This is a genomic window from Ruminococcus sp. BSD2780120874_150323_B10 (assembly GCF_015553695.1).
GTDB classification, from domain to species: Bacteria; Bacillota; Clostridia; order Oscillospirales; family Acutalibacteraceae; genus Ruminococcoides; species Ruminococcoides intestinale_A.
Genome location: NZ_JADNHD010000001.1, coordinates 242,760 through 255,355 on the forward strand (window position 1 = coordinate 242,760; position 12,596 = coordinate 255,355).

Consider the following 12,596-nt stretch of genomic DNA (forward strand, 5'->3'; position numbering starts at 1 on the left):
TGAATGTAAAATGATAAAATCACCTGTTATTAAGGCGATAACGGCAACAGTATCTGCACTTATGATATTTTCTGCTGTAAGCGTATCGGCTAATGCTGCAAGCATTGATAACAATTCAAAAACATTAAGTAAATTTCAAATTAAAACTTCAGACAATGCAAAAAATGATATTCCGTCTGCATACAGTTCAGTGGAGCTTGGCATTGTAAATTCTCCGAAAAGCCAAAAATACAACGATTGCTGGATATATTCCTCGCTCTCGGTGCTTGAAACAAAACTTTTAAAAAAAGATTTTACGGCTAATAATTTTTCTGCCGAGCATATGAACCTTTGGGCAACAACAAAAAGCAACGGTAAAGGCTGGCAGCGCAATGTCACTTCCGACGGCTATGCATTTACCGCACTCGGATATTTAAGTTCCTGGCAAGGCGGAATCGAACAAAGCGACTACGACACTCTTGCAGAAAAATATACTCCCGACAAAGACCTTTCCGCTTTTGTAAATTACGGGGTGACCGCTATAAAATACCTCGACGATTGTACACAAGAAGAAATTAAGCAAGAGATTATGGATAACGGTTCAATCTATGCGGCATATTCTCACAGTCCTTATTACGAAAATAATGACAGAACAGCGTATTTCTGTCCGCAAGGTTCTCCAAAATTCACAGGTCATGCAATAGCTATTGTCGGATGGGATGATAATTATTCAAAGGAAAATTTCAAAGCAATAAACGGTGTTTTACCCGAAAATGACGGAGCATGGCTTGTAAAAAACAGTTGGGGCGATTACAACACTTTAAACGGTTACTTTTGGCTTTCATACGAAGATTCTTATTTGTTTAGCAGTACCTTTAAATACAATTTTGCTGTTGAAGATGTCACAGAAATCACCGATGATGTTAAACTTATGCAAAATGAAATTTACGGTGCAACATATGAATTTAACTACATAAATGATGACAGCGTCACATATCTTAATCTTTTTAATTTTTCCGAGGGTTACAACAAACTTGATTCGGTAATGTTTGAAACCACCGCAAAAAATTCCAACTATGAAATCTACTATGTACCTGCCGAAAATAAAATTCCTGTGTCAGATGAAACCAAATGGACTAAATTAAACAGCGGAAAAGTTCCGTACAGCGGATATTTAAATATTGATACAAACGATTTTGACTTACCTGTAACTTACGGTGCAATCGCCGTTAAAATTAAAAAAAATAGTGAAAGCGAAAAAAATACTATAGGCGTCGGTGAATGGCTTAACAAATCAAACGGCCAGTTTGCATTTATAAACGAAAGCCAAAAAGGCGAAAGTTTTATTTATCAAAACGGAACTATGACAGACCTTCTCGATTGGTACAAAACGGAGCGTGACGATAATCTTGGCGGCACATTCGTTATAAAAGCTGTTACAAATAAAACCGAACTTGCAGTCACACTGCTCGGCGACATTGACTTAAACAACAAAATTGACATTAAAGATGCAACCGATTTGCAGATAGCTATTTCAGGCGGTTCAAAACTTTCGGCTGTTCAAAATTTAAATGCCGATACTGAGGAAAACGGCGAAATTAATGTAAACGATGTTACACAGTTACAAATTATGATTGCAAATAATAACTGAATACAGATGCAAACAGAATTTTTGGACAACTGTCTCTTTACCTGCAAATCGACAAATCACAAACATTCAACTTTAGACTAAAAGGAAAACACAACTGCTCATCGGAACAGTTGTGTTTTTCATTTTATCTCATTTGAGGACCGCCCCACATATCTCCGCCCGGGCCGCCCATTTCGTTTCCGTTCATATCGCCGTTGCCCATATTTCTGCCGCCCATACTTCCGTGACCACCCATACCGCCTGAACCGTATATGATAGAAGTCATTTCAACTTCTGTTGTACTGTCGCCTGTCGTTACAGTATATGTCTGACCTGTTGTAATACCCGGGCAACTGATAACCACACAAGCGTATGTCTTGGTAGGTGTGAACGATACAAGAACATCGCCGTCACTGTTTTTGACTGTGATTTCACCGCTCGAATTTGTATTTACAAGCATTGAACCTTGAGTTGAATTTTCTCCAAAGTTCTGTGCCATTTGAGATGAACCTGTGGCAATGAATATGCCACCTGTTATGGTTGCTTCTCCGTCATAATCAACCGCTCCGTTATCTCCGCTTGTCGGGCCAAAGACATAGGTTTCCCCGCCTGTAACGGTAAGCGAACCGTTTGAATCAACTCCGTCACCGTCAGCGTCAATTGTTATTTTGCCGCCCGATATTGTAATGGAAGCATCTGATGAACTGAAATTGTCACGGTCAAATCCGCCACCGAATCCGCTTTCGTCTTTTCCGCCTGCGGCATTAAATCCGTCATTGCTCGATTTCAGATTAATTGTACCGCCTGAAATTTCAACTTCCGTTCCCTCTATTCCCTCATAGCTTTCGGTAATATTAATTGTTCCTCCGCTGATGCTTGTTTTGCTGTCGGCGTGGATACCGTCATCACCTGTTGAAATTGTAAAAGTACCTCCTGATACGGTTACATTTGAATTTGAATGTAAACCGTCATCTTCGCAAGTAAGATTAAAAGTACCTCCGTTGATTGTAATATCTCCTCCTGCTTTTATTCCTTTTACACTTGCAGAATCTGTTGAACTTGAAGATGATGAATCTCTGTTTGAAGTAATATTAAATGTGCCGTTTTCAATTTGAGCCGTCGTACCGGCATCAATGCCGTCACCTTTGCAATTAACGGTAAATTTACCGTCTGCTATATACACAAAGCCTTTTGAAGTATCGTCTGTATTTTCTGCGTGCAAACCGTCTTTACCCGAAGTTAAAGTATAAGTACCGCTTGCAATTCTGATACTGTTTTTACCGCTTAATGCATAGCTTGCGGCTGTAATATTGTATTCTCCGCTTGTAAGTTTTAAATCATCTTTAGAAACAATGCCGTGACCTTTTTCGGAAGTTACAGTCAATTTGCCCTCTCCGTTAAAGGTAATATCATCTTTTGCAAATACCGCCGCATCTACATTGTTGTCATCTGTCTGAACATAGTCACCTGTTGACGCAAGTGTATTTTCTGTGTCTTTTGCAGTTGTTACAAATACCTTATCTGCCTGTTTTACATATAAAGCGGCACTTGATTTACAGGTTACAGAGGCGTTTTTAAGTATAATCTGCACTTTTGTTTTATTGTCGGCATCTACAATAATCTGACCGTCGGATGTTGTACCCGTAACTATATATGTGCCCTCACTTTTAATAGTAACCTTACTTCCGCTGACAGAAACGCTGTCAGAGCTTGCGGTTGCACCTGATGATGAAAAAGCAACCATTACCGCCGAACTTTCATCATAGCCTACCTCTTTGTCACGGTCGGTGAACATATCGCTGTCAAGAGATTCATCCGAAGCGATTGAAGCAGTAGAAACACTGTCTTTTGTAACAGTTGAAGAATTTGTCGAGGATGTTTTTTCATCTGTATTTGCGCAGCCTGTTACACTTACGGATATAATAAGTGCCACAAGCAATGCTGCAAATTTCCCTTTTCTTTTTAAATTAAAGCTCATTATTAGTTATCTCCTGTCTTGCCATACTTATTTCAAGATTGCCGTTTCTGCATCTCAAATCATCAATAAAATCTTTTTCATCGTTCGGGTTTTTGAGAGTTACATTATATGTAAGTTTGAACAAACTGCCCATATTAGCGGTTCTTACCGATACCGTTTCATATTTTACGGTATATTTTTCAAAAAGGTCGTCAAAAGCACCTGTATAATTTAAATCCTCGGGAATTGTGATTTTTAATATTCTGTCCTGCTCAAGTCTTTTGTCTGCACCGATATTTACTTTATTGAGGATAAACATTGCAATTCCTAAAATTAATGAGAACAGCACTGCGTATCCGAGATAACCCATTCCGCAAATCAAACCTGCACCCATTGCAAGGAAGATTGTGCCGATTTCTTTAGCGGTGCCGGGCACGGAACGAAATCTTACAAGGCTGAAAGCACCTGCCACAGCAACGCCTGCACCGACATTACCGTTTACCATCATAATTACCACACAAACTACGGCAGGTAAAAGTGCAAGAGTAACAACAAAGCTCTTTGTGTATTTGGTTTTGTATGAATAGACCGCCGCAAGAAAAATGCCGATTACAAGAGCAACTGCTATGCCAAGCAGAAATTGCGGCACTGCGATTGTTTCGGTTGTTGAACTGAAAATTCCTGAAAATAATGTATTAAGCATATTTTTTACCTCCGTTTGCTCTTTCGCTCATAATTGCAACATAAGCATTGCCGTATTTTGAAAAAGATGTTTTATAAATTTTGTTTTCGCTTAAAATGTTTGTCATCCACAGCGGAATTGCCGTGCCTGTCTTTATTTCCATAAGAGAATAATCATTTCTTAATATCGGTGTTCCGTAAATACCTTTACAAAGTGATAAATCATAGTTACGCCAAAGAATATTATCATCAAAGGTTACTCTGAAATCATAATCATTTTTTGAATAAAAGGCCTCTCGGTTGTATGAAATTACAACCTGCGGTGCAATGCCTTTGTAATGCTCAAGAAAATAATTGACTTCTCTTAAAATCTGACTGTCGGCAATATGTTCACCGTTACAAAGATAACGCATACTCTCGTTCTCACTCATTTCGGTTCTGCGTTTATAGACAACACGCTTATATTTCTTTTTGATTTCTATAAAAGTTGTGCTGTCGTGTTTTGCAACTCCGTAACTTCTCAATCTTAACTTTTCCTTATAAACGGGATGTTCAAGCAAGCGTCTTATCAGTAAAAAATCAGGTGTGTCAAAATATATGTTGCAAATTGTGCTTTTGCCGTATTTGTCGGCATACATATATTTTTGCATTTCCCGCATAATCATTTTCTTTTGTTCGTCAGTCACAAGGTACTTTATTTCATAGCGTTTAAATACGCTTTGGTAACTCACATTTAACTCCCCTTTTGTTTTGATGAGTATATTGTACCGTTGTAACTTTAAATGAAATTTAAATTTTACTTAAAATTTACCTAAAATTTAAAAAATAAATAAAAAGAGAGGAATAGTTAGGACGGACTAACTATTCCTCTTTAAATCAGCGAACACCAAGTGCCGTTAGTGTTCGCTAACTTATTTGATATTATATCAATAAATACATTATTTGTCAATTAAAACATAAATAAAATTTTATTTAACATCAAAACCTACTTCTGTTTGAATATAATTAAAATAACTTACATCATCATCGGTATAAGAAGTTCTGTTGTTAAAACCTTTTTTTATATTAATATTTCTGTCAATAAAAATTCTTCTGCACCACATACATGCCCATGAATACGGCAATAAAATCGGCATTTTCTCCACAAACGGATATTTATTTGCCATATATGATTTATTGGGAAAAAGCGATGAAATAAAATTAGCAAATCTTGATTTTTTTCTGCCTGTTTTAGTATTAACTCTTTGTCTTTCCATTTCGGACATAACCGCAACATCTACTCTGCCGAGAGTCATACTTAATAAAATATATTCTTCAACATCGTCAAAATCTTTAACTTCACTGCCTTTTGAAAACCATTTCAGTGAAATATCACGCAGTTTTTTCTCAAACAAGGTTATTCCTAATTTTTCAAACTGTTCACTCAAATATTTTTGATTAAGTTGATCCGAATATTTTTTATAAAATACATATTCGTCGGCAATCATTCTGATACCGATTCCGCCTTCGGAAAAATGTTTTGCACTGTGAAGCAACATATAAATATAATAATCCTCAAGCGTCATTTCTTTTGAATAAGAATACCCGTCACGCACCTTAGCTTTTTCAAGTTGATTTTCCAATAAAGAATAATTTTTATTATTCTTTTTTAAAAGCGAACGGTGCATTTCAATATACATAAACGGCGCTTTTACAAAATGATATTGTTGATCGTCATTTTGTAAAAATTTGTACCCGTTTTGTTTAAATATATTTTTTATTCTGTCAATATCATTTATATCAAACAAAATATCATAATCTGAAATTGAGCGTTCAAATGAGTTGGGATAGTCTTCCTTAAGAAAATAGCCTTTCATAGGGAGATTATATATTTTCCCTTCATCAAAACATTTAAGCAAACTTTCAATTTCATATTTCATCATCGTATCAATATAAATCCAATGATTAAGATTATTTTTTACATAAGATAACAATTTATCTGAAACCGAATATTTTTTTGACAGCATTAAAACAACCTCATCAAAAATTGCGTCCATTCGGGTATCATTAGAAATCTGCCTTATGTGATCAAGATTACAATTTTCATACGGCAACTGCGGTTCTGTTCCGTTTAAAACACTTGATACAAGCGTCAAATAATATGCATATTCTTTTTTTTGAGCGTCATTAAGATGTTTTTTCATTATACAAAAACTACCTTTTCTTTTTTATCTTTATCGACTTATTCATTCTGTGCGCTGAATAAAGCATACGCATTGGCGCTTTGATATACTCCCACGCTGACTTATAAAATCTGTATGAAAGCGAATTATCGGTATAGTGTTTACCTTTTCGATAAAATGCGGTAACCACACCTATAATATTTTCGTCAGTAATTCCCCGTTCTTTATGAAACTGATTATCACCGCAAAAAATATATTTGCTGTCCTTATCAAAACCGACAACTCTGTGCAAAACAAAATCGCCGTTACTCCTTCGGTATAAAGCAACATCAAGATATTTTAGCCTGCCCTCCGGCTTTTTCAGGACAACAACATCTTCGCCGTTTCTTAGCATAGGATACATACTTGTTCCGTGCGGAGTAAATGTAACCGTGCCTCCGCTGTTAAGTTTTTCTTTAATAATTTGTATTACATCTTCAAGCTGAATTTCTTTATTATTCAAAGACATTTGCATCCTTTAACTTATTAATAAATATATCTATATCCGCACTTGCTTTTTCTTTTGTTACATCGTACTCACTAATCATTTTAGCAATAAGTTCGTCTTTCTCAATTCCTTTTTGCAACTGTTCAAATAAGAAAGCACCCGTTTCATTAAGATTTATAACACCGTTAAAATCAAGTGTAAGACTGTTTACCGGTACCACTACATATGAATCGGCTACTTTTCTTAAAACAAAATCATCTTTAATTTTCATACTCATTTCTCCTCATATATGAATATAATATTTTTTTAATTGTTTTGATAATAATATTGTAATACATAAAGCATAAAAAAGCAAGTAATGAGGGAGTTTCGAGCATACAAAAAGCTCCGCAGAAAACTCTGCGGAGCTAAGTGATTAAGTATTAATTATCTGTTAAGATAAATTAGTTCTCTCTTCTTCTAACGAGGAAGAATACACCTGCAGCTGCAACCATTACGCCGGCAAATACGAAGAAGATTGTTGTCTCCTGACCTGACTGTACTGAGTTAGAGCCTGATGATGAACCATTTGATGAAGAGTCGTTTGATGATGAACCGCCGTTTGATGATGAACCGCCGTTTGATTCATCAGCATCGTTCTTAGCCTCTGCATTGTTAATCTCATCTTGGTTAACCTTTTCGCCACCCTTTGTTGGGTCTGTGCATTTACCAAGGATACCCTCAATTGTTGCCTTCTTCTTGTTAGCAACATCCTGAGTCATTGTTTCTTCCTTAACAAAACCCTCAAGTTTGAAATTTACATTAGACATTACAGCGAGTGGGCTGATCTTGAGTTGGTTGATAAGATCCTGTGTCTTATCTGTCTTACTTGTATCAGCAGTACCGTCGTCAGAAACATAATCGAGAAGGTAGTCAGCTAAAAGTGTTACATCTGTTGTACCGTCTGCAAGAGCTGTACCAACTACTTTTGATGTTGAAGTAATAACCTTCTGCGGACCACATTCCGGATGGTTCTTCCATGCAGCCTCAGTATCTGTCTTGCTGCTGTCCTTAGGGTTCTCGATCTTGTTACCTGTTACATACACAGTATCGCCAATGCAGTTACCGTTCATGATTGTGTTGTAAATCTGAACTTGTGTATCTGCACTGAAGATTACGCAATATAAGTTCTTGCTGCCGGCATTCTGAATTTCTTCAGCGTTGCCTGTCTTTGTTATATCATAAGAATAAAGATCGTCGCTTTCCTTTTTGCACACTTCTTTCTTTGTCTGCCAGCTTGGCCATTTACCTGTACCGTCAGCTCTCCAGACGTGGCAATAGATCTTGCTAAAGTTTTTCCAACCTGCACTCTTTACATCAAAGTAAATCTTTGTGCCGGCACCTACCTGTGACTCGTCACCTGCTGCTACTGCTGAAGAATCATCAGCTGCTACTGCAGACTCGTCATTTGCTGCTACTGCGTCCTCTGCTTCAGCTGCACTTGCTGCAAATGCGCCTGCTGAAAGTACTAATGTTGAAGCAAGAGCAAGACTCATTACTTTTTTGAACATTTTAAATCTCCTCCATTGTTCATTAACTTTTAGGAATACACTATTCCATTGGAATTATTATACATCAAACATTACAAAACTTCAATACTTTAATTTCTTTTTATCGTTGTTTTAATATACAATCTTGCAAGACTGTTTTTAGTAGTTCTAAACAATAATAGCAATAAATTGCAATCTTTCAGACAACAAAAATCAAATTATGTGGATTTCGCAACATTTATGCCTTAATCATACCATATACAGTTTCTTTAACGATAGCAAGTGCTTCATCAATCTTTTCAGGATTTTTTGCACCTGCCATAGCCATATCCGGCTTACCGCCGCCGTTGCCGCCCGCTGCCTGTGCAACAGCCTTAACGAGTTTGCCTGCATTTACGCCGAGTGCCTTAGCATCTTTACCGCAAGATGCGGCAAATGTAACCTTGCCGTCATTTTCACAAGCAAGTACAACTACAGAAAGCGGAGCAACATCTTTTGTTCTCTCGCACATTGCACGAAGTGCGTCAGCGTTTGCATTGTCAATTTTTTTAGCAATAATTCTTACGCCGTTTTCAATTTCAGAATTAATAAAGAGGTTGTCAACCTGCATAGCAGCAAGCTTTGTGTTAAGCTCTGCAATTTCTTTCTGCTGATCATGAAGTAAGGTTGCAATCTTCTGTGCGCCCTCTGTGAGTGCTTTTGTATTTGAAATCTTAAGTGTTTCGCAAACGTTGAGTACAGTTTCACGGACATCGTTCATATACTTAAGAACTCCGATACCTGTAATAGCCTCAATTCTTCTTACACCTGATGCAACAGAACCCTCCTGACGGATTCTGAACAAGCCGAGGCTTGATGTATTTGTAGCATGTGTACCGCCGCAGAACTCAACTGAGAACTTACCGATGCTTACAACTCGTACAACATCGCCGTACTTCTCACCAAACAATGCCATAGCGCCGAGTTTCTTTGCCTCTTCGATTGGCATTTCCTTTGTAACAACAGGGATAGATGCAAGAATCTTCTTGTTTACAAGATCTTCGACTTTCTTAAGTTCTTCATCTGTTAGAGCCTCAAAATGTGTAAAGTCAAAACGAACCGAATGGTCTGTTACAAGCTGACCTGCCTGATGAACATGATTGCCGAGAACTTCACGAAGTGCGGCCTGTAAAAGGTGAGCCGCTGTGTGGTTACGCATAATATTTGCTCTTCTGTCAAAGTCAACGATTGCACGAAGTTCTGTGCCGACCTCAAGTGTACCGCTCTTAATTGTACAAGAATGGAGATAAACACCCGAAGCATCCTTAGTTGTATCGTCAACATCAACCTCAAGAGTACCCGATTCCATTACACCTGTGTCGCCTACCTGTCCGCCACTCTCTGCATAGAACGGAGTTTTGTCGAGAACAACAAGAGCTGTTTCGTTTTCGCCGACATTGTCAACTCTGATACCATCTTTAATGATGGCAAGAACCTTGCTGCCTGTATTAAGGTCAGTATAACCGCAAAATTCTGTTTTAGCAATATCTGAAAGGTCTGTTGAATCCGAAATCCAAGCGTCTGTGTCTTCTTTCTTTCTTGCATCTCTTGAACGCTGTTTCTGCTCTTTCAAAAGCTCGTGGAAACGGTCAACATCAACATCAATACCCTGCTCGGATAGAATTTCTCTTGTAAGGTCGATTGGGAAACCGTAAGTATCGTTGAGCTTAAATGCGTCCTCACCGCTGAGAACCTTAATATCCTGGTCGTCAACAATGCCCTGTAAAAGCTTAAAGCCCTGGTCGATTGTCTTTTGGAAGCTTTCTTCCTCAACTCTGATAATCTTTGTAATAAAGTCCTGCTTTTCTCTTAATTCAGGATATGCCGATTCATTTTCTTTTATTACAGTTTCGCATACCTTATACAAGAATGCGTCTTTGTATCCTAAAAGTCTGCCGTGACGGGCTGCTCTTCTGAGCAAACGGCGGAGAACATAACCCTTACCCTCATTTGACGGAAGAACACCGTCGCCAATCATAAATGTTGTGCTGCGGATATGGTCGGTGATAACTCGGAGTGAAATATCCTTTTTATCGTCTTCACCGTAATTTACACCTGTAATTTCAGAAATCTTCTTCATAATATTCTGAACAGTATCAACCAAGAAAAGGTTATCAACACCCTGCATTACGCAAGCAAGTCTTTCAAGACCCATACCTGTATCAATGTTAGGATGAGCAAGCGGAGTGTAGTTGCCGTTGCCGTCGTTTTCAAACTGTGAGAACACTATGTTCCATACCTCAACGAAACGGTCACATTCACAACCGACATGACAGTCAGGTTTACCGCAGCCCTTTTCATCACCACGGTCAAAGTAAATCTCCGAACAAGGACCGCAAGGACCTGAACCGTGCTCCCAGAAGTTGTCTTCTTTGCCGAGTCTTACCATATGAGATGGCTCAACACCGATTTCTTCGGTCCAAATCTTGTAAGCCTCATCATCGTTTTCATAAATAGATACATAGAGCTTATCAACAGGCATTTCGAGAACTTTTGTAAAGAACTCCCATGCCCAAGCTGTAGCCTCGTGCTTGAAATAGTCACCGAAAGAGAAGTTACCGAGCATTTCAAAGTATGTGCCGTGACGGGCAGTAATGCCTACCCTCTCAATATCGGGAGTACGGATACACTTCTGACAGGTTGTTACACGCTTTCTCGGCGGTGTAACCTCACCTGTAAAATACTTTTTCATAGGAGCCATACCGCTGTTGATAAGCAGAAGGCTGTTGTCGTCCTTCGGAACAAGTGAAAAGCTCGGAAGTCTTAAATGACCCTTACTCTCAAAAAATGAAAGAAACTTTTCACGAAGTTCGTTAAGTCCTGTCCATTCCATTAAAAATCTCTCCTTAAAAAATTTGCAAAATAAAATCCTGCCCCATAAAAATGGGACAGGAGAATAATTCCTGCGGTACCACCCAAATTGGTGCTTAAACACCCTCTTTGAGTAATCTTACGATTACAATCCTTAACGCAGATATACGCTGTGCTTAGTCACACAGAGCTCAGGGGTAGCGTGCTGTAAACATTCATAAAGTCTTGCACCGACCGACTTCTCTCTGAAAGAACGAGATACAGCTAATCCCGTCAACGCCAATTACATATACTTTTTATTCAGTAGCATTATAAAACTAATTATTCACAATGTCAAGTGAATATCGGAAATTTTCTGATATTTTTCTTTTTTCGTACCGCAACAATCGCATTAATTTTGTTGCATATTGCGACACAAAATGATATAATACATTTATATATGTTTTTATATCGCTTTGGATAATACATTTATATATGTTTTTATATCGCTTTGGAGGAGATTATTTTGAGTGCAAAAGTCACTTTACTTACTTATACGCCAAATCCCGAAATGACGGTTGCAATGGCAGCAAAACTCTGCTACTCACCGTCCGAAATATCAAATATAAGAGATGGTCTTACTGAGGAAAAGACCGCTGATTTTATAGATATGCTTGCAAGCATCGGGCACGGCAGTCCGTTTGAACACGCTTCTTTTACCTTTGGCATTGAGGGCATTTCAAGAGCCTGCTCACATCAGCTTGTAAGACACAGAATCGCATCTTACAGTCAGCAGTCGCAGCGTTATGTTGACGGCACAAAGTTTGATTTTGTAACACCGCCTGAAATTGCAAAAAACGAAAAGGCTCTTGCCGCTTATAACAAAGTAATAGAAATGCAGTCAAAGGCTTACAGCGAGGTTCGTGACGCACTTGTTGCAGGATATATCAGAGAGGCAACAGGAAACTGCGACGATAACGATGAAGAAGTCATAGAAAACTTCAGAAACGAAAACAAAGCAAAATTCAATGCTTTTGTAAAAAAAGCGAATGAAGACGCAAGATTTATTCTTCCTAACGCATCAACCACAAAAATTGTCTGCACTTTTAATGCAAGAAGTCTTGAGAATTTCTTTGCACACCGCTGCTGTAACCGTGCACAGTGGGAAATCAGAGATGTTGCCGAGCAAATGCTTAAACAATGTCTTGAAGTTGCTCCGCATTTATTCAAAAACTGCGGTCCTGCGTGTTTGTTCGGTGCTTGCCCCGAGGGCAAAATGAGCTGCGGCAAAATGAAAGAAGTACGCAAAAAATACGGCAGAGAGTAATATTTTAATTATATT

At 38.2% G+C, this 12,596-nt stretch carries 10 protein-coding genes and 1 other annotated feature; of the genes, 2 read left to right on the top strand and 8 right to left on the bottom strand.

The features are described from left to right. The first annotated feature begins 10 nt into the window (after nucleotides 1-10). Nucleotides 11-1,630: a lectin like domain-containing protein gene (locus I2E21_RS01200; RefSeq protein ID WP_195410141.1), complete on the top strand. Its 1,620-nt coding sequence runs from the start codon at nucleotides 11-13 to the stop codon at nucleotides 1,628-1,630. Between the two features lie 124 nt (nucleotides 1,631-1,754). Here the strand turns inward: I2E21_RS01200 and I2E21_RS01205 are convergent, their stop codons facing one another. The 8 genes from I2E21_RS01205 to alaS all read right to left on the bottom strand — a co-directional run bounded on the left by I2E21_RS01205 (nucleotide 1,755) and on the right by alaS (nucleotide 11,297). Further along, nucleotides 1,755-3,587, bottom strand: a complete 1,833-nt coding sequence (locus I2E21_RS01205) for a carbohydrate-binding domain-containing protein (RefSeq protein ID WP_195410142.1) — start codon at nucleotides 3,585-3,587, stop codon at nucleotides 1,755-1,757. Further along, entirely contained in the window at nucleotides 3,577-4,269 is a 693-nt protein-coding gene (locus I2E21_RS01210; RefSeq protein WP_195410143.1) for a DUF4956 domain-containing protein, read from the bottom strand. The genes I2E21_RS01205 and I2E21_RS01210 overlap by 11 nt, the downstream gene beginning before the upstream one ends. Beyond that, nucleotides 4,262-4,978 (bottom strand): polyphosphate polymerase domain-containing protein, encoded by a 717-nt coding sequence (locus I2E21_RS01215; RefSeq protein ID WP_195410144.1) that lies wholly within the window; start codon nucleotides 4,976-4,978, stop codon nucleotides 4,262-4,264. The genes I2E21_RS01210 and I2E21_RS01215 overlap by 8 nt, the downstream gene beginning before the upstream one ends. A gap of 237 nt (nucleotides 4,979-5,215) precedes the next feature. Then, nucleotides 5,216-6,430: a nucleotidyltransferase family protein gene (locus tag I2E21_RS01220; RefSeq protein ID WP_195410145.1), complete on the bottom strand. Its 1,215-nt coding sequence runs from the start codon at nucleotides 6,428-6,430 to the stop codon at nucleotides 5,216-5,218. Between the two features lie 10 nt (nucleotides 6,431-6,440). After that, nucleotides 6,441-6,911 (bottom strand): S24/S26 family peptidase, encoded by a 471-nt coding sequence (locus I2E21_RS01225; RefSeq protein ID WP_195410146.1) that lies wholly within the window; start codon nucleotides 6,909-6,911, stop codon nucleotides 6,441-6,443. Next, nucleotides 6,904-7,167, bottom strand: a complete 264-nt coding sequence (locus I2E21_RS01230; RefSeq protein ID WP_022234538.1) for a PqqD family protein — start codon at nucleotides 7,165-7,167, stop codon at nucleotides 6,904-6,906. The genes I2E21_RS01225 and I2E21_RS01230 overlap by 8 nt, the downstream gene beginning before the upstream one ends. Nucleotides 7,168-7,339: 172 nt before the next feature. Further along, a complete protein-coding gene (locus I2E21_RS01235) occupies nucleotides 7,340-8,446 on the bottom strand; it encodes an LPXTG cell wall anchor domain-containing protein (RefSeq protein WP_195410147.1) in 1,107 nt (368 codons plus the stop codon). A 217-nt stretch (nucleotides 8,447-8,663) separates the two neighbouring features. After that, nucleotides 8,664-11,297: an alanine--tRNA ligase gene (alaS, locus tag I2E21_RS01240; RefSeq protein ID WP_195410148.1), complete on the bottom strand. Its 2,634-nt coding sequence runs from the start codon at nucleotides 11,295-11,297 to the stop codon at nucleotides 8,664-8,666. 48 nt (nucleotides 11,298-11,345) lie between these two features. Then, nucleotides 11,346-11,561, bottom strand: a binding site (T-box leader). A 219-nt stretch (nucleotides 11,562-11,780) separates the two neighbouring features. Between alaS and thyX the strand changes: the two genes are divergently transcribed. Beyond that, nucleotides 11,781-12,581, top strand: a complete 801-nt coding sequence (gene thyX / locus I2E21_RS01245) for an FAD-dependent thymidylate synthase (protein WP_022234541.1) — start codon at nucleotides 11,781-11,783, stop codon at nucleotides 12,579-12,581. Nucleotides 12,582-12,596 lie beyond the last annotated feature (15 nt).